This window comes from Burkholderia sp. AU45251 (genome assembly GCF_030482905.1).
GTDB lineage: Bacteria > Pseudomonadota > Gammaproteobacteria > Burkholderiales > Burkholderiaceae > Burkholderia > Burkholderia aenigmatica.
The window spans coordinates 1-23197 of record NZ_JAUJQH010000049.1; the positions used below are offsets into that span (position 1 = coordinate 1).

Genomic DNA, 23197 nt, shown 5'->3' on the forward strand with positions numbered 1-23197 from the left:
GGTCGAACAGTCGGTACGCATCTACAACCACGAGCGGCCACATGCCGCCCTGAAATACAAAACGCCCGATGCGGTGCATCGGGCGTTCTAGCGTCTGGATACTGTCAACCTATTCCAGGACTTGACACATGTATCGCGCGCTCAGCCCGCCCCACCCAGCGCGCGCGGCTCCATGAACGTGTGCCGGAAATAGTCGCGCACCGCGTGCATCGCGGGGCTCAGTTCAATGTTCTTGCGCCACGCGAGGCCGACACTCATCGGCGGCACCGCATCGCGCAGCACGATCGTCTCGATGCGCCGCCCTTCGAGCGACCACGGCCGGTACACCATGTCGGACAGGATCGCGACGCCGCTGCCGTTCGCGACCATGCTGCGTACCGCCTCGACCGACGACGTGCGCAGGATCACGTTCGGCCGGTACGGCGTCTCGTTCCAGTAACGCAGCGCTGTCTGCCCCGCTTCGTCGACCGTCAGCATCACGAACGGTTCGCGCGCGACCTCCGCGAACGTGACGCTCTCGCGCCTGAGCAGCGGGTGATGCGCACCGACCCACAGGCGCCGCACCGAATGGATCACCGGCTCCAGCACGAGCTCGGGATTCGACACGTTCGACGTGAGCAGCACGGCCATGTCGTAGCGGCCCGCGATCAGCCCGTCCTCGATCGACTCGCGGTTCAGCTCGTGCAGGTGGATGGTCAGCCGTGGATACAGCGTGTTCAGGCGCAGCACGTGATGCGGCAGGAAGTAGCCGAGCACCGTGTAGCTCGCGGCAATCGCGAGCGTGCCGGTCAGCGTGCTTTCGAGGTTCGGGATCCGCATCGCCTCGTCGACCGATGACAGGATCGTGTACGCGTGGTTCAGGAAGCGCCGCCCCGTATCGGTGAGCGTCACACCCGACGGCGTGCGCAGGAAGAGCTGCGTGCCGAGGCTGTCCTCCAGTTCCTTGATCGCGCTCGTCACGGCCGACTGCGAAATCGTGAGCTGGATCGCGGCCTGCGAGATCTGGCCGAGCTCGGCGGTCGCGACGAAATACTTGAGCTGTCTGAGAGTCAGGGCCATGGTCGAGGGAAAACTGATGGGCACGCGATAAACATCATATCAACCGTGCGGCGCCCATCAAACGGGATGCGTGAAAACCCTGCCACCGCTGCTCCGGCGGCCCTTGGCGGCCGCTCTCCGGGATATCGAAAAAATCGATACGCCTGCATATAAAAATAGAACTTTTTTGACGCAACCCACGCGGCTAACCTGCGTTCAACACAGTTTCGGCATGCGCCGCGACGCACGCGAACCGGAGAACTTGGAGGAGTACACCGTATGAGGAAGCACAGCGTCGACCTGAACTCCGACATGGGAGAAGGCTTCGGCCCGTGGACGATCGGCGACGGCGTCGACGAGCAGATCATGCCGCTCATCAGCTCGGCGAACATCGCCACCGGCTTTCACGCCGGCGACCCGAACATCATGGCGCGCACGGTGCAGCTCGCCCGCGACGCCGGTGTCGGCATCGGCGCGCACCCGGGCTTTCGCGATCTCGTCGGCTTCGGCCGCCGCACGATCGCCGAAACGCCGCATGCGCTCGTCAACGACATCCTGTACCAGCTCGGTGCACTGCGCGAGTTCGCACGCCTGAACGGCGTCAGCCTGCAGCACGTGAAGCCGCACGGCGCGCTCTACATGCACGCGGCGGCCAACGAGGCGTTCTCGCGCCTGCTGATCGAAACGCTGCAACGTGTCGATCCGGGCCTGTGGCTGTACTGCATGGAAGCGTCGGTCACGTACCGCGTCGCCGTCGAATACGGGCAGCCGGTCATCCGCGAGTTCTACGCGGATCGCGACTACGACCGCAGCGGCTCGATCGTGTTCACGCGCCGCGTCGGGCGCCTCGATCCGCGCCAGGTGGCAGACAAGGTGCTGCGCGCGTGCATCGACGGCAAGGTGCGGACGATCGACGGTGACGACATCGACATCGATTTCGATTCGGTCTGCATCCACAGCGACACGCCGGGCGCGCTCGACCTCGTGCGCGACACGCGCCACGCGCTGATTCGCGAAGGCATCCGGACCGCCGGGCCGCAACCGCTCGCCGCCCATCACTGATTCAAGGAGACACACGATGGCATTGCACGAAATCGTCAGCCCGCTGCCGGGCACCTTCTACCGGCGTCCGTCGCCCGATGCGGACTACTACGTCGCGGTCGACGCGACGGTCGCCGCCGGCGCGGTGGTCGGCCTCGTCGAGGTGATGAAGCAGTTCACCGAGATCGAAGCCGACACGGGCGGGCGCGTGGTCGAGCTCCTCGTCGAGGACGGTGAGCCGGTCGACGCGGGCCAGGTGCTGATGCGGATCGAGGGGTGATGCGATGAAACCGGCAACCTCCCCCGACACGTTCTACCGCCCGTCGCGGATCCGGACCGTGCTGGTCGCGAACCGCGGCGAGATCGCGGTGCGCGTGATCCGCGCCGCGCGCGAGCTCGGCATGCGCGCGGTAGCGGTGGTCAGCGACGCGGACCGCGACAGCCTCGCCGCACGCATGGCCGATGAAGCCATCCACATCGGCTCGTCGCACGCCGCGAAGAGCTACCTGAATCCCGCCGCGCTCCTCAACGCCGCGCGGCAGTGCGGCGCCGACGCGATCCATCCCGGCTACGGCTTCCTGTCCGAGAACGCGGCTTTCGCCGCGCAGGTCGAAGCCGCCGGCCTGATCTTCGTCGGCCCGGACTCGCAGGTGATCGCGACGATGGGCGACAAGGCACGCGCACGCGAAACCGCGCGGCGCGCCAACGTGCCGACCGTGCCCGGCAGCGACGGCGTCGTGCAATCGCTCGACGAGGCGCGGGACGTCGCCGCGCGCATCGGCTACCCGATCATGATCAAGGCGGCCGCCGGCGGCGGCGGACGCGGCATCCGCGTCGCGCACGACGCCGCGCAGCTCGACACCGAGTTGCCGCTCGCGCAGCGCGAGGCGCAGGCGGCATTCGGCGACGGCGGCGTGTACCTCGAACGCTTCATCGCACGGGCGCGCCACATCGAGGTGCAGGTGCTCGGCGACGGCCGCAACGTCGTCCACCTGTTCGAGCGCGAATGCTCGCTGCAGCGGCGGCGCCAGAAAATCCTCGAGGAAGCGCCGTCGCCTTCGCTCTCGCCGGCGCAGCGCGACGCGCTGTGCGCATCGGCCACGCGCCTCGCGCAAGCGGTTGGCTATCGCAGCGCGGGCACGCTCGAATACCTGTTCGACGACGCGCGCGGCGAGTTCTACTTCATCGAGATGAACACGCGCATCCAGGTCGAACATCCGGTGACCGAGGCGATCACCGGCATCGATCTCGTGCGCGAGACGCTGCGCATCGCCGACGGCGAGCCGCTGCGCTTCGCGCAGCACGACATCGCGATGCGCGGCGCGGCGCTCGAATGCCGGATCAACGCGGAAGATCCGTTGCAGGATTTCCGCCCGAACCCCGGCCGGATCGACGAACTCGTGTGGCCGACCGGCCCCGGCGTGCGCGTCGATTCGCTGCTCTATCCGGGCTACGTCGTGCCGCCGTTCTACGACTCGCTGCTCGCGAAGCTGATCGTGCATGACGAAAGCCGCGCGGCCGCGCTGCAGCGGCTGGCTCGCGCGTTGGGCGAACTGCACGTCGGCGGCCTGAAGACGACCGCACCGCTGCACGTCGCGCTGCTCGCGGACGACGACGTGCGCGCCGGGCGCTATCACACGAATTTTCTCGAGGCGTGGATGCCGCGATGGCGCGAGGCCGCGACGGCCGTCGCGCAGCACGCCCAACGGCACGCAGCCGACAACGTAGACGCCGCGCGCGTCGGGGAGGCGATGTGACGGCCCGTTATGCATTCGGCGGCGACGAGTTCGTGTTCGTCGAAATCAGCGAATCGATGTCGCTCGATGCGTTCTTCAAGGGCACCGCGATCACGCGCGAACTGCAGCGCCGAGCGGTGCCGGGCATCACCGAGATCTGTCCGGCGAACGCGTCCTACCAGGTGCGCTACGACCCGGACGCGATCGAACCCGACGCGCTCGTCGCGCTGCTGAAGACGATCGAGGCGGAAGTCGGCGACGCGCCGCTCGAACTTGACACGCGCATCGTCGAGGTGCCGGTGCTCTACAACGACCCGTGGACGCACGAGACGCTGATGCGGTTTCGCGAACGCCACCAGGATCCGTCGTCGACCGATCTCGAGTACGCGGCACGCGTCAACGGCAAGCGCGACGTCGACGCATTCATCGCCGCGCACTCGGGTTCGCCGTGGTTCGTGTCGATGGTCGGCTTCGTCGCGGGCCTGCCGTTCATGTACCAGATGGTCGAGCGCGAACGCCAGCTCGAAGTGCCGAAGTACCTGCGACCGCGTACCGACACGCCGAAGCTGACGGTCGGCCACGGCGGCTGTTTCGGTTGCATCTACTCGGTGCGCGGCGCCGGCGGCTACCAGATGTTCGGCGTGACGCCGGCGCCGATCTTCGACCCCGAGCAGCGGCTCGACTACCTGCGCGAGTTCATGGTGTTCTTCCGGCCCGGCGACATCGTGAAATTCCAGCCGATCGATCGCGATGCGTACGACGCGGCCGTGGCGGCCGTCGAGGCCGGTACGTTCTCGCTGCGCGTGCGCCCCGTGAAATTCTCGCTCGACGCATTCCTGCGCGATCCCGATGCGTACAACCGCTCTCTCGTCGAGGTGCTGCATGCAAACTGACGCGCACAACGTGATCGAAGTCGTGAAACCCGGCCTCGCGACGTCGGTCCAGGACATGGGCCGGCAAGGCCATTACCACGTGGGGATTCCGCCGTCGGGCTCGCTCGACCAGTACGCATCGCGCGCGGCGAACCTGCTGGTCGGCAATCCAGAAGAAGCTGCCGTGCTCGAATGCACGCTACTCGGTCCCGAGCTGATGTTCCATGTGGATGCGCTGATCGCCGTCACCGGTGCCGAGATGACGCCGAAGATCGACGGTGTCGGGCAGCACTGCAACGTCGCGCTGCGGATCCGCGCCGGCAGCGTGCTGTCGTTCAATTACGTGAAGGCCGGTGCGCGTGCGTATCTCGCCGTCGCGGGCGGCATCGACGTACCGGTCGTGCTCGGCAGCCGCTCGACCTACACGCTCGGCGCGATCGGCGGCCACGCGGGCCGGCGCCTGCAGAAAGGCGACCGTCTGCCGATCGGCGCCCCCGTCGGCGCGCACCGCGAAGGGCGCGAGCTGCCGGCGGCCGTGAGCCGGCCGCTCGACAGCCAGGTCGAGTTGCGCGTGCTGACGGGCCTGTACCACTACCGGCTCACCGACGATTCGGCGCGCACCTTCTTCGACGACGAATGGACGGTCGCGCCCGAAGCCGACCGCATCGGCTACCGCTACAAGAACGGCCGCGCGCTGCAGTTCCGGCCACGCGAGCAGCCATTCGGCGCGGGCGCCGATCCGTCGAACATCGTCGACGCGTGCTACCCCATCGGCTCGATCCAGGTGCCGGCCGGGCTCGAGCCGATCATCCTGCATCGCGACGCGGTGTCGGGCGGCGGCTACGCGACGATCGGCACGGTCATCAGCGCCGACATGGACCTGATCGGCCAGATGCAGCCCAACCACCGCGCGCGCTTCGTGCGCGTGACGATGGCCGACGCGCTCGCCGCGCGCCGCGAGTACCAGCGGCGCCTCGCGCTGCTGCGCGCCGTGCTGCGGGATTGAGCACCGGGCGCCCGGCGCGCGAGCCGGGCGCCCTTCGCCGCCGCCCCCTTTTTGCTGTCCGTCTTCCGTCCGCGCGGCCGAGCGCCGCGCGGTGGAGACGCCTGCGCGCTGTTCCTGCCGAACCGGTTGCCTGCCCGACGTCGGGGCAACCCTGCGGACCGCATGTGCCGCGGCCGAGACGTCATTCGCAGTTTCCGCTCATCAAGGAGCACGATCATGGCCAACCTGGCTCAGGCCCGCACCGACGAGGATCTCGACCTGTCGACGCTCGCCGTTCCCGACCACGCGCGCATGCCGCCCTTTTCGCTGACGATGGCGTGGTGGGCCGTGTGCAGCGCGGTGTTCTACATCGTCGTGGGCGCCACGCTCGCGCTCACCTACGGCGCACGCAACGCGCTGATCGGGATGGCGTTGTCGGTCGTGTCGTACGGCCTCGTCAACACGATCATCAGCCGCTACGCGATCCGCACCGGCCTGTCGGTCGCGCTGTTCTCGCGCGTGCTGTTCGGCAGTGCGGGCGCGGCGCTCGCCACGCTGATCTTCTTCGCGACGGCGATCTACTACGCGGTGTTCGAAGGCTCGGTGATCGCGGTTGCCGCGCATCACCAGTTTCCCGGGCTCGACTACAAATGGGCCGCGCTGATCGTCGTCTGCTACAGCGTGCCGCTCGTGTTCGGCAGCGTGCAGCACTGGCTCGACAAGTTCAACGGCGTGCTGCTGCCGTTCTACCTGCTCGGGCTGCTCGCGGCAGTCGGGCTCGCGACTGCCGAATACGGCTACCACGCGGCCTGGCTCGATTTCGGGCCGGCCGGCAACGCACCGGCCGGCGGCTGGTGGCACTGCTTCGTCTACTACATGGGCGTGTGGGTGCTGATGATGTTCACGTTCGACTACGCACGCTTCGGCCGCAAGGAGGACGCGGGCTATCACGGCCGCTTCAACTTCGGGATGCCGTTCTACCTCGTCACTTTTCTCGTCAACGGCGCGGCGGGCATCTATCTCGTCAGCACGATTCCGGAGCTCGGTACGCTCTCCGAAGTATCCGTGGTGCTCGCGCTGCTGAAGCTGATGGGGGTGTGGGGGCTGCTGTTCGTGTGGGTCACGCAATCCCGGATCAACACCGCGAACTATTACCTCGCGACGGTCAACATGCAGGCGTTCTTCCTGAAGGTGGCCGGCCTGCGCGCGCCGAAGTTCGTGTGGGCACTCGTGGTCGGCGCAGTCGTCTATGCGCTGATGATGGCGGACATCTTCTCGCGGATCCTGCAGGCGCTCGCGTACCAGGGCATCTTCGTCGTCGCATGGGTCGGCGTCGCGCTCGCGCACATCCTGTCGGACCGCTACGGGCAGCTGGTCGGCAACGACATCGAATGCCGCGACGCGCATGTCCCGACGTTCAACCCGGGCGGGCTGACGGCATGGTTCGCCGGCGCATTCGTCGGACTCGCGCTGAACCAGGCGACCGGGTTGGCCGCGACGCTGTCGGCGCCCGCGACGTTCGTCGTGTCGTGGGGGGTCTATCGCGTGCTGCTGGGCACGGCCAAGCGGACCTGGTTCGTACGCAATACGTAACGGGACGCCCGCACGCCGCCGCGCATCATCCGATCGTCTGCACCGCGTTGCCCTGCGCATCGCGGATCACGGTCTTCTCCACGCGCCAGCGCACGCCGTCGAGCCCGTCGACCGCATACTCGCCGGCGCGCGGCTGCAGCGTGCGCGCCAGCGCCTGCACCGTCGCATCGGTGAGCCGCAGCGTCAGCGTGCCGTCCTCGTCGGTCACGTCGTTCGCGTCACCGTGCACGAACCGCACCGCGCCGTCGTGACCGACCAGGCGGAACGGCCGGTCGAACGGCAACCGCAGCGGCAGCAGCGTGACGAGTTCGTCGACCTGCCGCGCGCCGACGGTGATCTCGATCACGGGCGCGCGCAGCAGCCGCTTGCGCGTTTCCCATCCAAGCACGTCGGTGAACAGCGAGCCGCTCGACGAGCCATCGCGCCGGGTGCCCTCGTCGACCTGCGGGCGCACGTCCGCACGCTCGAGCAGCGACGCGCGGCCGAGATCGGTCACCCACAGCGGCATATGCGGCAACAGCGTGTCGAGTAGCGCGCGCGTGCGCCAGCGCTTCGCGGCACGCTCCTCGTCGAGTGTCAGCCCGACGATCTGCAGAAACGCCAGGTGGCCGTGCGGCGTATCGATCGCCGGCAGTTCCGGATCGAACGCAAAACCCATCGAGCAAAGCTGCGTATCGGTATCGAGCGCGATCGGGCCGTTGGCCGTCATCCAGTGGCCGTCGTCGAACGCATTGCCGCTCTGGAACACGTAGCGCGCAAGATTCTGCAGGAAGCTGAACACCCAGTTCGGCGGCTCTTCGTCGGTGGCGCCGCAGGCGACGCGCATCGTCAGCTCGAAGCCGAAGCCGCTGACGGCGGGATCGTCCGACTCCTTCACATACAGCTCGGAGAGCCCGTACGTGACGAAATGCCAGTGCGGCACGGGTTCCGCGCGCTTCCACACGCTGATCCCGTCGAGCGGATCGCGGCCGCCAAGCCGCCACTTGAGCAGCGTGCCGTAGTGCTTCGGCTCCTGCCCCGGATAGACGCGCGCGAGCGCGCCGTCGATCGCGTCCCAGCCCGGCGCGCTGTCGTCGGCTGCGCCGTCCTGCGTGTCGTGCGTTGCGTCCGTCATGTGCTCCCCCGTTCCGAATGGCGTCCTGGTGTGCCATACCGGCGCGCACGCCGGCTGTGGTCACCGTACGACGTGTGCGTTACACGTGCGCCGCCGCGCCGTCGATCGCCGCGCGCACGCGCTCGACGAGTGATGGATCGACCGGTGCCAGCACCTCGCCGCGCGGCCGCACGCCCGAACCGAAGTGCACCGCGCGCACGCCGGTGGCGCGGACGAAATCGCCGACCGCGTCGACCGTGAGCCCCGAGCCGGCCAGCACCGTACAGGTCGAGCCGGCGGCCTGCCGCACCAGCCGCGTGATCGTCGCGGACGCGTCGAGCACCGACGGATGGCCGCCGGACGTCAGCACCGATGTGACGGCCGGCACGCGCAGCAGCGCGTCGAATGCGGCGTTGAGGTCGCGCGACACGTCGAACGCGCGGTGGAAGGTCAGCGCACGGCCGTCCGCCGCGGCCGCGATGCGGGCCAGCGCGTCGAGATCGACGTCGCCGCGTGCGTCGAGCGCGCCGAACACGACGCCGTTCGCACCGGCCGCGACGGCTGCACGCACGTCGCGTTCGATCACGCGCAGGTCGTCGGCGTCGTACACGAACGACCGGCTGTGCGGTCGCACGATCACGTTGACGGGAATCGGCACGGCGGCCACGACGGCTTCGATCAGACCGACGCTCGGCGTCAGCCCGCCTTCGGTGATCGCGGTCACGAGTTCGAGGCGGTCGGCGCCCGCGCGGGCGGCGGCCTTCGCGTCGCCGACGGTCGTGGCGATCACTTCGAGGAGGACGGAAGAGGCGGCGTTTCGGTTCATGGGCGGCCCGCGAATCGTCAGGACAATTCGCGCATCCTAGCCGAGCCGCGTGACGGGCGCCAGCGTGCCGGCCGCCGCGCCATGAGTCGCGCCGTCAGCCGCGCCGCGCGAGCCACACGCCGACGAGCGCGGACAGGCCGGTCACCACGGCGCCGGGCGCGAACCAGAACATCCGCGCGTTCACGTCCACGCCCTGCTGCTGCATCACGTCGACGATCCCCGGCGCCATCAGGAGCGTCACCCAGCCGATCATCCCGAACGCGGTGGTCGCGGTCGCGATGAGCAGCGCAATGCCCGCGCCGCGCGCGCGTGGCCGGAACGCGCCGGCAAACGCGCCCACGGCCAGGAGCACGGCCGACAACACGCACAGCACGGTGACGAACACGAGCATCGCCCCCGTATGGCCGAGCTTCAGGAACGCCATCGTCTGCGCCGTGATCACGCACATGCCCGCGATCGTGAACAGCACGATCGCCAGCGCGTTGCGCACGACGCTCATGCGTTCGCCTGGAAATACGCGGTCGCGGGGCGCCGGAACATCAGGTAGACGAACAGCGCAAACAGCAGGACGCCCGGAATCAGCACCGCGTACATCGACGCCGGCATGTTGACGAACGAGAACACGAAGCTGAACACGGACGTCGCGATGTAGGTCTTGCGCGACCATTCGCGTCCCTTGAGGATCGCGATGCCGACCACGATGTTCACGACTTCGAGGATCACGCTGATGCCGAGCGTCGCCCAGACGGGCAGCAGATAGTGCGACAGCAGCGCCTGGGTGGTCGGCATGCCGATGGTGAAGGGCGTATAGACGCACGTGATCGCGTTGGTCACGATGATGATCCACGCGAGAATGGTCAGCGAAATCGGTCTTTTCATTGTGTTTTCCTTGTTATTCGCCGCCATGGTGGCCCCCGGGGACGGCGCGCTCGCGGTCACGATGGCCGCGGTCGGGCCATTGTCGGGGAAGCACGCGGCGAACGCAACGATCGCCCCGCGCCGCTCGCCCCGCCCGCCGCCTGCGGTGCGTACGCGGCTAGCCCGCGTCCGCTGCGTCGTCGCCCCAGTCGATATCGCCGCACAGCACGCGCTGCGTATCGCCAACGCGCACGGCCACCGACAGCGTCACGCACGGCTGCGCCTCGTTGATCGACAGGTACGGCCGCGTGACCTGCACGCGCCCCGGCTCGGCGATCGCCGAGCGGAAATACGGCCGGCGAAGCCAGTTCGCGCCCTGCGCGTCCGCGAGCGGCGAGAAGCGCGCCTCGGCGAGCGCGCGGTCGGCGCGCAGCACGACGTTGCGGCCCGACTGGCGGCCGTGCGCGTCGAGCAGGAAGCAGCGCGCGGCGGCATCCAGCGCGAGGAAGTTCCAGCACACCTCGTCGAGCGGTTCGCCGGCCGCCAGGCGCTCGGCCGCGCGTTCGAACGCGCGCAGGTACGGCGCGAGCCGCTGCGCATCGCGCCGCTCGCGCGCGTCGGTCTGCTGCCGAAAACGCTCGGTCAGCTCGCCGATGCAGCCCGTCGCGGCCGCGCTGTCGGGCAGCCCCGGCGCCGGCCGGCCGAAGTAATAGCCCTGCACGAAATCGGCCTCGCACGACAGCGCGATCTGCGCCTCGTGCTCGGTCTCGATACCCTCCACCAGCACCAGCTTGCCGGCTTCGTGCAGCAGCGTCACGAGCCCGTGCAGGATCGCGGTGAGCCCGGTACGGTGCGCCGCGTGCGACAGCATGATCCGGTCGAGCTTCACGATGTCCGGGTTCAGTTGCCAGATCCGCTCGAGGTTCGAATGGCCCGCGCCGAAATCGTCGAGCGCGATCAGGAAGCCGTGCGTGCGGAATTCGCGCACGGCCTCGGCAAGCCGCTCGACGTCTTCCGCGCGCTGTTCGAGCACTTCGAGCACGATGCGGCGCGGCGGCATGCCGAGCCGCTTCAGGTTCGCGAGCAGCGCGGCCGCCTGGAACGGATCGGTGAGCACGCCCGGATGGACATTGAGGAACAGCCACTCGCGCTCGGCGCCGAGCAGCGCGAAGTTCTCGAGATGCAGCGCCTGCGCGAGCCGGTCGAGCTGCAGCAGTTCGCCCTGGCGCGCAGCCTCGCCGAACACGTCGAGCGGCGACACGGCGCGGTCGAGCGCATCGTGCGCGCGCAACAGCGCCTCGTAGCCCACCGCACGCTGGTGCGACAGGCTGAAAATCGGCTGGAACACGGTCGTGAGCGTCAGGTCGCGGTGCTGCGTCGCCAGACGTTCGAGGCCGGAACTCACCTCCCGCTCGAACCGGTACGGCGATGCGGCGGCCGGACGCTCCTGTTGCACGATCGTCATGCCTTCCTCCTGGTGTTGCCTTCGAACGCGGCGCCCGACGAAGCGAACGGCGCGTGCAATGTCATGGTTGGACCCTCGGTTGCCCGGTCAGCGCCGGACGGCTGCCCCACCTCAAGCAAGCTCCGTGCAAGGCACGGGCAACCCGCGTGCCGCGGTGATGCACGGGGCTGCCGCACCACCGCGGCGCATGTCGAGTGCACCATTTTCGTGCATACGCACCGGCCGCTCGAACGCATCCGTCACGTCATCACGCTACACTCCGTACGATCGTTTCATTCCCCGTATTCGCCGTATCGATGGAAATCGTCTTCACCGTCCTGATCCTGCTGCTGACCGTCGCGCTGTCCGGCGCCATCACGCGCATCCTGCCGTTCCAACTGCCGTTGCCGCTGATGCAGATCGCGTTCGGCGCGATGCTCGCATGGCCGAAGCTGAACCTGCACGTCACGTTCGATCCCGAAATCTTCATGCTGCTGTTCATTCCGCCGCTGCTGTTCGCGGACGGCTGGCGGATTCCGAAGCGCGAGCTGTACCTGCAGCGCCGCGCGATCCTGATGCTCGCATTCGGGCTCGTGTTCATGACGGTACTCGCAGTGGGCTACTTCGCGCACTGGCTGATACCCGAGTTGCCGCTGCCGATCGCGTTCGCGCTCGCGGCCGTGCTGTCGCCGACCGATGCAGTCGCGCTGTCCGGCATCGCCGGCCGTGGCCGGATCCCGCCGCAGCTGATGCACATCCTCGAAGGCGAGGCGCTGATGAACGACGCGTCGGGCCTCGTCGCGCTGAAATTCGCGATCGCGGCCGCGCTGACCGGCATGTTCTCGCTGCGCGACGCGTCGATCACGTTCGTGATCGTCGCCGCGGGCGGGCTCGCGACGGGCGCGATCGTGTCGTGGGCGTTCAGCGCGCTGTCGACGCGCTTCCTGAACGCCGAGCAGGAAGGCGATCCGGCCCCCGGTATCGTGATGACGCTGCTCGTGCCGTTCGCGGCCTACCTGTTCGCCGAGCACCTCGACCTGTCGGGCGTGCTGGCGGCCGTGTCGGCCGGGATGATGATGAATTACACGAGTTTCTCGCGCAAAAGCACCGTCGCGTCGCGCGTCCGCGCCGAAAGCACGTGGGCGATGATCGAGTTCGTGTTCAACGGCATGGTGTTCATCATGCTCGGGCTGCAGCTGCCGCACATCATCGGCCGCACGCTCGTCGACGCGCACCACACGAGCGACGCGCTCGTCGGCCGGATGATCTTCAACGTCTGCGCGATGATGCTCGCGCTGTACGCGATCCGCTTCCTGTGGGTCTGGCTGCTGCGCTGGTTCGCGAGCCGCCGCGCGGCGCGCCAGGGCCTCGCGGGCACGATGGCCGGCGTGCGCACGATCGCGGTGATGACGGTCGGCGGCGTGCGGGGCGCGGTCACGCTCGCGGGCGTGCTGTCGATTCCGGTCGCGCTGTCCGACGGCGTGCCGCTGCCGGGCCGCGACACGGCGATCTTCGTCGCGTCGGCCGTGATCCTCGGCTCGCTCGTCGTCGCGGTGATCGGCCTGCCGCTGCTGCTGCGCGGTGTGCGTTCGTCACGCAGCCCGCTCGGCGACGAGGAACGCGCCGCGCGCGCGGCCGCCGCGCAGGCCGCGATCCGCGCGATCGACTCGTCGCACGACGCGATCTCGGTCGATCTCGACGAATCGGGCGCCGCACGCTGTGCCGACATCTCCGCACGCGTGATGGACCAGTACCGCCGCCGCCTCGCGACGCTCGCCGAAGACGGTCCCACGCCGCGCGCGGAAGCGAAGCAGGCCGAAACGATGGAACTGCAGATGCGGATCGCGGCCGTGCGCGCGGAACGCTCCGCGCTGTACCGGCTGCGCAGCGAAAGCAAGATTTCCGACGAGACGCTGACGAAGCTGCTCCGCGAGATCGACCTGTCGGAGACTGCGCTGTCGACGCGCAAGAAAGGCATTCTCTAAAGGGCAAGCTGCCGCTTCGGCGCAGCAGCAGCCCCATAAAAAAACGGCGACGCACCAGCGTCGCCGTTTTCACATCCGCCCGCGTTCGCGTTACTTCGCGACGACGACCGGAATCCCCTTCAGCATCCCCGCGCCCTTCATCTCGTCGAGCGCATGCTGCACGGCCGCGCTCGTCGCCGCTTCGATGCCGAGCTGCAGCGCGAGCTCGCGCTCCGCGCGCTTCACGCCGGCCAGGTTGCGCACCTTCACGTGACCGAAGCCGCGCACGCGTGCGTGCAGGTCGGCCAGTTGCGTGACCTGCGCCGCATTGCCGGCCGTCGTGGCGGCGAGCGCACGCGCGAGCGTCGTCTCGTAGTCGTCGGCCAGCGCACGCTCCATCCTGCGCTCGACGGTGCGGCCGAACGGATCGAGCCACGTGCCGCGCAGGCTGCGCACGCGCGCCAGCATGCCGAACACCGGCCACATCCACTGGCCGAACACGCGCTTCTTCGGCGCGCTGCCGTCGCGCCCGGCCTTCGCGACCGTGGGCGGCGCCAGGTTGAACTTCACGCGATACGTCTGCCCCGGTACGCCTTCGAACTGCGCTTCGAGCGCGGTGCGGAACGCGTCGTCCGTGTACAGCCGCGCGACCTCGTATTCATCCTTCACCGCGAGCAGCCGGTAGAACGTCGTCGCGACCGCGCGTGTCAGCGCATCGTCGCCCTTCGCGCGTGCCGCGCTGACGAGCGCACGGTAGCGTTCGACATAGCGCGCGCCGCCGTAGGCATCGAGACGCGCTTCGCGATCGGCGATCAGCTCGGCGAGCGTCTCCGGCGCTGCGTGAGTGGCCACCGCGTGACGCGCGTTCCACAACGCATCGAGGCCCGCTGCGTCGCCAGCCGCCATCCGGCCGATCGAGAACGCGAGCTTGTTCATCGGCACGGCGACGTTGTTCAGCTCGATCGCGCGCATCATCGCGGCGAGCGACACCGGCACGAGGCCGAGCTGCCACGCGTAACCGAGCATCAGGATGTTCGCGCCGATCGAATCGCCGAGGAACTTCGAGGCGAGCGCCTGCGCGTCGCAGCTCGACAGGTAGCCGTCGCCGGCCGCGTGATGCATCTTCTCGAGCAGCGCATCCGCATGCAGGTTCGCGTCGGGGTTCTGCACGAACGACGCGTTCGGGATCCGGTGCGTGTTGACGACGATCCGCGAACGCTCGTGACGCACCGTCTGCAGCGCCTCCGCGCTCGCGCCGACGACCATGTCGCACGCAAGCAGCACGTCGGCCTGCTGCGTGTCGATGCGCACCTGGTTCAGCCACCGGTCGCTCGATGCGATCCGCACGAACGACAGCACCGAGCCGCCCTTCTGCGCGAAGCCCATGAAGTCGAGCACCGACGCGCTCTTGCCTTCGAGGTGCGCGGCCATGCTGATCAGCGCGCCGACCGTCACGACACCCGTGCCGCCGACACCCGTCACGAGCATGTCGAACGGCGCCGCGTCGAGATGCGTGGCCGGCACCGGCAGCGCATCGACGCGCACGGCGAGCGCCGCTTCGTCGAATGCGGCACCCGCGGCCTTCTTCAGCGCCGCGCCTTCGACCGTCACGAAGCTCGGGCAGAAGCCGTTCACGCACGAATAGTCCTTGTTGCACGACGACTGGTCGATGCGGCGCTTGCGGCCGAGCGGCGTTTCCAGCGGCTCGACCGACAGGCAGTTCGACTGCACGCCGCAATCGCCGCAGCCTTCGCACACCGCGTCGTTGATGAACAGGCGCTTGTCCGGGTCGGGGAATTCGCCCTTCTTGCGGCGGCGGCGCTTCTCGGCCGCGCAGGTCTGGTCGTAGATCAGCACGGTGACGCCCGGCGTCTCGCGCAGCTCGCGCTGCACGGTGTCGAGCTCGCTGCGGTGATGGAACGTCGTGCCCGGCGGGAACTGGCCGTGATGGCCGTCGTACTTCTCCGGTTCGTCGGACACGACGACGAAGCGCGACACGCCTTCCGCCTCGACCTGCCGCGCGATCTGCGGCACCGAGATGCTGCCGTCGACCGGCTGGCCGCCCGTCATCGCGACCGCGTCGTTGTAGAGGATCTTGTACGTGATGTTCGCTTTCGCGGCGACCGCCTGGCGGATCGCGAGGATGCCCGAGTGGAAGTAGGTGCCGTCGCCGAGGTTCTGGAACACGTGCTTCGTGTTGGTGAACATCGCATGCGCGGCCCAGTCGACGCCTTCGCCGCCCATCTGGATCAGCCCGGTCGTGTCGCGCTCCATCCATGACGCCATGAAATGGCAGCCGATGCCGGCCTGCGCGATCGAGCCTTCCGGTACCTTCGTCGACGTGTTGTGCGGGCAGCCCGAGCAGAAGTACGGCGTGCGCTTCACCGCGTCCGCCTCGTTCGACAGGATCTGCGGCGCGACGAGATCGACGACGCGTTCGCGGCGGTCGAGCGCCGGCTTGTGGCGCGCGAGCCAGTCGGCGAACACCGGCAGGATCCGCGACGGGCGCAGCTCGCCGAGCTCGGACAGCAGGCAGCCGCCGGCGGCGTCGTGCTTGCCGAGCACGCGCGGGCGTGCGCCTTCCGTGCGGTTGTACAGGTAGTCCTTGATCTGCTGCTCGATGACGGGGCCCTTCTCCTCGATCACGAGCACTTCTGAAAGCCCGTCGACGAAGGTTTCGAGCCGCGTCATTTCAAGCGGATACGACAGGCCGACTTTGTAGATCCGCACGCCGGCCGCGTCGAGGTCGGCCACCGTCAGGTCGAGGCGGCGCAGCGCTTCCATCAGGTCGAGGTGCGCCTTGCCGCAGGTCACGATGCCGACGTTCGCCTGCGCGCTCGGCGCGATCCACTTGTCGATGCTGTTGGTGCGCGCGAAATGGCGCACCGCGTCGAGCTTCGCGGCGAGGCGCGCCTCGATCGTGAGGCTCGGCAGGTCGGGCCAGCGGTTGTGCAGGCCGCCCGCCGGCGGCGTGAAGCCTTCCGGTGCCGGCCACTGCGTCTGCAGCGCGTCGAGGTCGACGGTCGAACCCGATTCGACCGTTTCCGAGATCGCCTTGAAGCCGACCCACGTGCCCGAGTAGCGCGACAGCGCCCAGCCGTACAGGCCGAATTCGAGCATGTCGGCGATGTTCGCCGGGTTCACGACCGGCATGTGCCACGCGATCATCGCGAAGTCGCTCTGGTGCGGCATCGACGACGACACGCAGCCGTGGTCGTCGCCCGCGACGACGAGCACGCCGCCATGCGGCGACGAACCGTACGCGTTGCCGTGCTTCAGCGCGTCGCCCGCGCGATCGACGCCCGGGCCCTTGCCGTACCACATCGCATACACGCCCTCGACCGTGCGCTCGGGATCGGCCTCGACGCGCTGCGTGCCGAGCACGGCCGTGCCGCCGAGTTCCTCGTTGATCGCGGGCAGGAAGCGCACGCCGCCGGCGTCGAGCAGTTTCTTCGCCTTCCACAGCTGCTGGTCGACCATGCCGAGCGGCGAACCGCGATAGCCGCTGACGAAGCCGGCGGTGTTGAGCCCCTGTTCGGCGTCGACCGTGCGCTGCATCAGCAGCAGGCGAACCAGCGCCTGCGTGCCGGTCAGGAAGATCCGGCCGCGCGTCGCGGTCAGGTTGTCGGTCAGGCGGTAGTCGGACAGGGCAGGCGTGCCGTCGACGGGCAAGCGGGCAGTCATGGGGGATGTCTCCGGATTGTGCTGTTCTGGGCTGCTCGGCAAGGCGTCAGGCGACGCTTGGGGGCCGGCAGCGAATGGCTCTATTTTTTCGCGCGGCGCCGAGAATGTTTTTTCTCATCTTGCTCGGACGGGGCCGGGGCGAGAAAAACTACGCAGGTTTTGGGGTGGTTTTGAGAGAGTTCTCGCGCTGCTCGGAATGAGTGGGGGTGTGCGGAGGTTGCGTGGCTGCGTGGGGGAAGCCGCGCGTTGGTGGAGGGTGTGGCGGGATGCCGGGGCGTCGCCCGCGGGGCGGCGAAGGGCGTCTGAGCCTTTTCTGACGGGGGTTTGAGCGGATCGAGGCGGCATCCTCACCGTTCGATTGCACAGCGTTTCGAGTGGCGTGGGGAGCGGATGTCCACAACGGAATCGGGCTGGCACGTCGGTGGTCGGAACGTCCTGCTCCCCGTTCGGATGCGCGGGGCTTCGTGCCCACTTTCGAGTGGATTCTGCTTCAGCCCGGTGCGGGTACTCATCGCCGGGATGCACAGGGGTTCGAGTGGTCGCATGGGCGGGATATCCACATCGAAGCCGGCACGCGTTGCAGTTTCGGGCTGACACTCACCGTTGAATGACACAGGCGCGCGAGTGGTTGCGAGGCCTGGATATCCACATCGCAACCGGCACGCGTTTCGACGCCGAGCCGGCTATCACGGTGGAAATACACGGGCGCTCGCGTGGTCGCCGAGGCCGGATATTCACCACATGACCGGCGCGGTTTCCGGCGTACGGACTCGCGCTTCTCCTCGACATGCACCGGCGTCGAATGGGCTCGGAGGTTGAACCGGCACCCTGATATTCACGCTGGAATGCGCGTTTCGGCCGATCGATCACCGACACTCACCCTCGAAATGCACAGCCCTTCGAGTCGTTTCGGGGGCGGGATATCCACACGGGAACGAGCACCGTATTCGATCACGCGCTCGCACTCACCGTCGAAATACACAGCGTTTCAAGTCTCTTCGGAGGGGAGATATCCACACCGCCTGCACCCGTTGCCCATTTACGAAGGCGCTCACGCTCACCGTTGCTGGACGGCGTTTCGAGTCACATGTGATCAGGGCTTGAAGCCGCGTGATGTGGAAAACGTTCTGGCGAGTCGCTGTCCGTCGCGCAAAAAGCCGTGCCGCGCGTAGAAGCGGTGGGCATCCGGCCGGTGGTCGCCACTCGTCACTTCCAGCTTCACGCATCCGGCCGCGTCGAACCACCGCTCTGCAGCGGCCATCAGCGCACTGCCCACGCCGGCCCCGCGATGGCGCTCATCGACGACCAGGCTGGTGATGCGTCCGAGGTAGCCTGCCGCGTGGAAAAGCGGCAGCGCGTGGAGACTGATGCTGCCGACGACCTCGCGTTGCACGACCGCCACGACGATCGTGTCCGTCGGACTCGGAAGCAACGCTTCGATCTTCGCGAGGATCAGCGACGGCGTAGTGTCGTAGCCGAGCTGGCTCAACAGTGCGGCAATGGCTGCGTGATCGGACGGCTGCGCGTCCCGGATCGCGAGGTTCGACGACGTGATCAAGTCCGGCGCTCCCGAGGGAAAAATGTTCGTCGTTGCCGAGCGTTATCGCTCCGGGTATCCGCACCGCCAACGGCCGCACAAGGCCGCCGGCCCGGACGGGCACCCACGCTCACCGTTGAAATGCACAGCGGTTCGAGTCCCTTCCAGGGCGAGATATCCACACCTCGGCGGGTACCTCGTTCGATCGGGCATGCACCCTCACCTTCGAAATGCACAGTGCTTCGAGTCCTTTCCGGGGAGGATATCCACACCTTGGCGAACGCGTCGCTCGATGCCGCACTCGCTTTCGAAATGCTCGGCACTTCGGGTCCCGACCCAAGCAGGATATTCACACCTTAGCGAATCCCCCAGCCGATCCCGCGATCGCCACCACCTCGAAATACACGACGCTTCGCATCTCTTCAAACGCAGAATATCCACACCGCTGCGAGCGCCGCGGCCGCCCCGCGGATCACACTCACCATCGAAATGCACAGCGCTTCGAGTCCATTCCAGGGAGGATATCCACACCTTGGCGAACGCGTCGTTCGATGCCGCACTCACTTTCGAAATGCTCGGCACATCGGGTCCCGACCAGGGCAGGATATTCACACCTTAGCGAATCCCCCAGCCGATCCCGCGATCGCAACCACCTCGAAATACATGACGCTTCGCGTCTCTGCAAACGCAGAATATCCACACCGCGACAAGCGCCGCGGCCGCCCCGTCGATCACACTCACCGTCGAAATGCACAGCACTTCGAGTCCATTCAAGGGCGAGATATCCACACCTCAGCGAACACCCCGTTCAACTCGGCGCGCGTACCGCCCCTCGCCATCCACAGCATGCCGAGTCGCTTGCGGGGACCGGATACTACATCGAAACGGGCGCCCCGTTCACATCGATGGTCGACATTCACCTTCGAAAAGCACGGTTTTTCGGGTCTTGCCGGGTATCGGATGCCCGCAACAAGGGCGGCGCATCCGACCGCGGTCAACGATCCTCATCGATGAGATACACAGCGTTTCACGTCGTTCGAACACGACAGGTACGCCGTGCGCGCGAAAAACCTCGCAACTGGCAGCGCGCCGAGCCCCGTTACGCTGACGCCGCTCAATGTCCGGCGCCGGTCATCCGTCGCAAGTCCGCCAGCCAGCTTTGACTCGTATCGAGCTGATCGCCGGGCGCGCTTTCCGTCCATACGATCACGCCGTTGATGGCTCGCCCTGCCTCGGACAGTTCACCGAGCCATTCCGCATCGCCCAGAAATCCGTTCGCCGTCTGTCCGGCCTTGTAAGGCGACACGTACGCATAAATCGGCAGCGATCGGTTGATGGCCCGGTCGTTTTCGACGACCGCCCGCAGATTCGTTCGCCACAGCGCATGGTTCGGCCAGCGCTGATACATCGTCGGTGCAAAGAAATCGAATCCGCCGGCCTGATAAAGCTGCGCGCGGATGTTGCGGAATTTCGGATTGAAATCGTAGTCGTACATGCCGAGCCGGGCATTCGGATAGGCCGCTCGCGTCCAGGCGATGAACGTCTGGAACAGTGCCACCTCGTTCTCGGCCTGCGCCTCCGATCGCGCCGTATCGATCACGATCTTCTCGAAATCGAACGCGATGAATTCGTTCGATCTGAATTGCGACACATAGCCGGCCAGCACCTTCTTGAACTGGCCCTCGGTCGGTACGTGATAGCAGCGGGTTGCATCGCACGACAGCCCCCAGACGTCATAGATCGACGTGAAGGGCACCAGCCCCATCCCGTCGAGATCGGCGGCGTTCGCGTACCGGTTTCCATTGAAGGCGGTGAAGCCGTTGCCACGCGGGAATGCGACGACGGACGCTTTCGTCTGCGCAGCATTCGTCTCGTGAGCCAGCGGCTCGTTCGCGGTAACGGCCGCACAACCCGCCATCGCGATGGCAGTCGCTACCGACAGGCAGCGGGCAAGAAGCATGCACTTCGACATGACGTTGGAACTCCGATCGTCCTGGGATCACTCGGCGGCTCACCGACTTCCTTTCGGACGGCGAGCGCCTGACATTGCTCGGCGGCGGCCGCGCCATCGCTGCGCATCTGCCGCTGCTTCATCCTGCGCATGCGCCCGTGTTCGGCGCTCGGTTTGCGAGGCATCGAATTCTCGCGGCAATCAGGATCGGTATGCAAGCAGTTCGCACGGCCGCGCTCGCCCCCGCCTCCGAACCGCTCGCCCTGCTCTCACCGTTCCAATCCACAGCATTTCGGGTTGCTTTGCGCGACGGTTTTCCACAACCTGCCGCGTCTTCGACGTCGGGCACACGGGTGATATTCCACCCGGCAAATCCGCATGGCGGAGCACGTGCGCTCGCGCCGGGATACCGGCCGGCCTGGCGTATCGCCCGCCCGGCACGTCATTAACCCGCGTCAGCCGCATCAACCCCGCACCCACAGTATTTATGACTAGTTCACACATGACTAGTTATAAACTTCCACCATCGACCGCCCCTGTCCGAACCGTTCCCGCTCGGGTACGCTTGAACATCGATCGACACGGCACCCACCCCCTAAGCGGAGGCGCAATGAAGCTCTACTACTGGCCGAAGACCCGGGCGTTCCGGGCGTTGTGGATGCTCGAGGAACTCGGTGTCGTCTACGAGCTCGTGCCGATCGACCTGCGCTCGCACGAACAGGGGAGCGACGCGTTCATCCAGGTCAATCCGATGGCCAAGCTGCCCGCGCTCGACGACGGCAACACGCCGTTCGCCGAATCGGGCGCCGTGCTGCTCTATCTCGCCGACTGCTGCCCGGGCGCCGGGCTCGGCATCGCGCCCGACGATCCGCTGCGCGGCCGCTTCCTGCAGTGGATGTTCTTCACGCCGACCTGCCTCGAACCGGCGATGGCCGAGAAATTCACGGGCGCGTCGGGCAATCCGGTTGCGTTCGGCTGGGGCAACATCACGCGTGTGCAGCGCGCGCTCGCGCAAGCGCTCGCCCATAGTCCGTGGCTTGTCGGCGAGCGCTTCACCGCGGCCGACCTGCTGCTCGCCAGCACGCTGAAGATCGCGTTCGACGCGCATCTGCTGCCGCATGAAGGCGTGCTGGGCGATTACGTCGCGCGTGCCGAGGACCGCGACGGGTTCCGCCGCGCGGCGGCGATCGAACAGCGCGAAGCGGCGCGCCTGCTGCATGCGTGACGCCCGCCGGCCGGCCTAGGGCCTGTTCACGCTAATAGCGGGCTTGCGCCGGCCTCGGCACGGTGGTCGCGGCTACCGCGCCCGGCGTGCCGCCTTCGTCGGTCTCGACGTCGACCGGCACCACCTCATGAAAATGCGTGTAGTCGATGTGCGTGATGCCGTCTTCTTCGTGCATCAGGTCGACATAGCGATGCCGCCAGCGGATCTCGGCGTGCTCCCACGAATGGCGCGCCTGCATCACCTGCGCGGTCGTCTCGTCCGAACCCTCGATCGTGATCAGCAACGACGCGTCGCGCGCCGCGAGCGACTCCGGCGTTTCGCCGAACAGCGGGCTCGATTCGTCGATCACGTGCATCAGGTTCCAGCCGAGCAGGAAGATCGGATGCTCGCTGCGCACCAGCGGCAGGTCGTGGATCTTGCGCAGCGTGTAGCCCTCGTGCGTGCCTTCGACGCGCATCAGCCGCAGCTTCGCCTGCGCCTCGGCGATCACGTTCTGGCGCGCGTTTGCCGCGCGCACCATCAGCGTCATCCGGCCGTTCAGCGGCCGCACGATCGCGTAGCGCGCGAACAGGATCTTCGCCTGCGGACGGGAGAAACGCGCGAACACGAGCCCGGTGGCCAACGCGATGCCCGACATCCCGATAAAGATCTCGAACGTCGCGACCAGGTGCGCATAGACGGTCTGCGGATGCATGTCGCCGTAACCGACGGTCGCGAGCGTCTCGACGCTGAAGAAGAAGGCACCGCCGAACCCGGCCGGCGACTGGTTCGCGATCGACGCATGGCCGAGCAGGTAGAGCATCGCGAAGCCGCCGTTGAGCAGCAGGAACAGCACCGCGAGCGACAGGAAGAAAACGGGCCAGCTCACCGTCAGCGCGCGGTGATAGAGGTCGCGCCAGCCGAGCGGCGGCATCCCGTAGGCGATCACCAGGCGCGTGCCCGACCAGATCTTGCGGCCACGGCCGCGGGAGGCTGAGGAGGACGAATCGACGTTCATCGCGCGGTGCCGAAAGCAGGAAGGCGATGAGCGTAGCACGCGCGACGGCGGCCGGGAATGCGGGCCGCTGCGCAACCCACGACCCGCCGGCGATGCGTGAACATGCGCCGCGCACCGTGTCAAGTCCTGGAATAGGTTGACAGTATCCAGACGCTAGAACGCCCGATGCACCGCATCGGGCGTTTTGTATTTCAGGGCGGCATGTGGCCGCTCGTGGTTGTAGATACGCACCGACTGTTCGACCATCTTGGCAGCCTGTTCAAGGTCAGCGGGACGCTGCAGCAGGAACTCCCCCTTGAGGATGCCGTTGACCCGCTCAGCCAGCGCGTTCTGATAGCAGTCGTAGCCGTCGG

20 protein-coding genes are annotated in these 23197 nt (G+C 67.4%); 9 read left to right on the top strand and 11 right to left on the bottom strand.

Annotated elements, in window-relative coordinates:
- The coding region (locus QZM67_RS38975) for an integrase core domain-containing protein (protein ID WP_155625489.1) at positions 1–91 on the top strand (91 nt) is incomplete at its 5' end.
- 50 nt (positions 92–141) lie between these two features.
- On the opposite strand, the gene QZM67_RS38980 is transcribed toward QZM67_RS38975, so the two are convergent.
- A complete protein-coding gene (locus QZM67_RS38980) occupies positions 142–1059 on the bottom strand; it encodes a LysR family transcriptional regulator (RefSeq protein WP_301811642.1) in 918 nt (305 codons plus the stop codon).
- Between the two features lie 258 nt (positions 1060–1317).
- On the opposite strand from QZM67_RS38980, the gene QZM67_RS38985 reads away from it, so the two are divergent.
- From QZM67_RS38985 to QZM67_RS39010, 6 genes are all read left to right on the top strand, one after another.
- Positions 1318–2100 (top strand): 5-oxoprolinase subunit PxpA, encoded by a 783-nt coding sequence (locus QZM67_RS38985; RefSeq protein ID WP_301811645.1) that lies wholly within the window; start codon positions 1318–1320, stop codon positions 2098–2100.
- Positions 2101–2116: 16 nt separating this feature from the next.
- The gene (locus QZM67_RS38990) at positions 2117–2359 is read left to right on the top strand and encodes an acetyl-CoA carboxylase (RefSeq protein ID WP_301811648.1); all 243 of its coding nucleotides are present in this window, start codon (positions 2117–2119) and stop codon (positions 2357–2359) included.
- A 4-nt stretch (positions 2360–2363) separates the two neighbouring features.
- Positions 2364–3836, top strand: coding sequence for an acetyl-CoA carboxylase biotin carboxylase subunit (locus QZM67_RS38995; protein ID WP_301811653.1), 1473 nt, complete (start codon positions 2364–2366; stop codon positions 3834–3836).
- On the top strand, positions 3833–4708 hold the full coding sequence (locus QZM67_RS39000) for an allophanate hydrolase subunit 1 (protein WP_301811656.1): 876 nt from the start codon (positions 3833–3835) through the stop codon (positions 4706–4708). Before QZM67_RS38995 ends, QZM67_RS39000 begins: the two co-directional genes overlap by 4 nt.
- Positions 4698–5693 (top strand): biotin-dependent carboxyltransferase family protein, encoded by a 996-nt coding sequence (locus QZM67_RS39005; protein WP_301811657.1) that lies wholly within the window; start codon positions 4698–4700, stop codon positions 5691–5693. The genes QZM67_RS39000 and QZM67_RS39005 overlap by 11 nt, the downstream gene beginning before the upstream one ends.
- A gap of 216 nt (positions 5694–5909) precedes the next feature.
- Positions 5910–7265 (top strand): cytosine permease, encoded by a 1356-nt coding sequence (locus QZM67_RS39010; protein WP_301811658.1) that lies wholly within the window; start codon positions 5910–5912, stop codon positions 7263–7265.
- Positions 7266–7290: 25 nt separating this feature from the next.
- Here the strand turns inward: QZM67_RS39010 and QZM67_RS39015 are convergent, their stop codons facing one another.
- The 5 genes from QZM67_RS39015 to QZM67_RS39035 form a co-directional block, all read right to left on the bottom strand.
- A complete protein-coding gene (locus QZM67_RS39015) occupies positions 7291–8379 on the bottom strand; it encodes a suppressor of fused domain protein (RefSeq protein ID WP_301811659.1) in 1089 nt (362 codons plus the stop codon).
- 79 nt (positions 8380–8458) lie between these two features.
- Positions 8459–9184, bottom strand: a complete 726-nt coding sequence (locus tag QZM67_RS39020; protein ID WP_301811660.1) for a copper homeostasis protein CutC — start codon at positions 9182–9184, stop codon at positions 8459–8461.
- Positions 9185–9278: 94 nt separating this feature from the next.
- Positions 9279–9683: a hypothetical protein gene (locus tag QZM67_RS39025; protein ID WP_175025486.1), complete on the bottom strand. Its 405-nt coding sequence runs from the start codon at positions 9681–9683 to the stop codon at positions 9279–9281.
- Positions 9680–10063, bottom strand: coding sequence for a hypothetical protein (locus QZM67_RS39030; protein ID WP_175025487.1), 384 nt, complete (start codon positions 10061–10063; stop codon positions 9680–9682). The genes QZM67_RS39025 and QZM67_RS39030 overlap by 4 nt, the downstream gene beginning before the upstream one ends.
- A 157-nt stretch (positions 10064–10220) precedes the next feature.
- Entirely contained in the window at positions 10221–11507 is a 1287-nt protein-coding gene (locus tag QZM67_RS39035) for an EAL domain-containing protein (RefSeq protein ID WP_043187059.1), read from the bottom strand.
- 296 nt (positions 11508–11803) lie between these two features.
- Between QZM67_RS39035 and QZM67_RS39040 the strand changes: the two genes are divergently transcribed.
- Entirely contained in the window at positions 11804–13471 is a 1668-nt protein-coding gene (locus QZM67_RS39040) for a Na+/H+ antiporter (RefSeq protein WP_301811662.1), read from the top strand.
- A 90-nt stretch (positions 13472–13561) separates the two neighbouring features.
- On the opposite strand, the gene QZM67_RS39045 is transcribed toward QZM67_RS39040, so the two are convergent.
- From QZM67_RS39045 to QZM67_RS39055, 3 genes are all read right to left on the bottom strand, one after another.
- Entirely contained in the window at positions 13562–17134 is a 3573-nt protein-coding gene (locus QZM67_RS39045) for an indolepyruvate ferredoxin oxidoreductase family protein (protein WP_301811664.1), read from the bottom strand.
- Positions 17135–18227: 1093 nt separating this feature from the next.
- On the bottom strand, positions 18228–18692 hold the full coding sequence (locus QZM67_RS39050) for a GNAT family N-acetyltransferase (protein ID WP_301811666.1): 465 nt from the start codon (positions 18690–18692) through the stop codon (positions 18228–18230).
- A 1093-nt stretch (positions 18693–19785) separates the two neighbouring features.
- Positions 19786–20643, bottom strand: a complete 858-nt coding sequence (locus tag QZM67_RS39055; protein WP_301811668.1) for a hypothetical protein — start codon at positions 20641–20643, stop codon at positions 19786–19788.
- A 589-nt stretch (positions 20644–21232) separates the two neighbouring features.
- Between QZM67_RS39055 and QZM67_RS39060 the strand changes: the two genes are divergently transcribed.
- Entirely contained in the window at positions 21233–21847 is a 615-nt protein-coding gene (locus QZM67_RS39060; RefSeq protein WP_301811672.1) for a glutathione S-transferase family protein, read from the top strand.
- Between the two features lie 31 nt (positions 21848–21878).
- Here the strand turns inward: QZM67_RS39060 and QZM67_RS39065 are convergent, their stop codons facing one another.
- Together QZM67_RS39065 and QZM67_RS39070 are read right to left on the bottom strand one after the other, a co-directional pair.
- Positions 21879–22844 (bottom strand): ion channel, encoded by a 966-nt coding sequence (locus QZM67_RS39065; protein ID WP_175025491.1) that lies wholly within the window; start codon positions 22842–22844, stop codon positions 21879–21881.
- A gap of 153 nt (positions 22845–22997) precedes the next feature.
- The coding region (locus QZM67_RS39070; protein WP_301811675.1) for an integrase core domain-containing protein at positions 22998–23197 on the bottom strand (200 nt) is incomplete at its 5' end.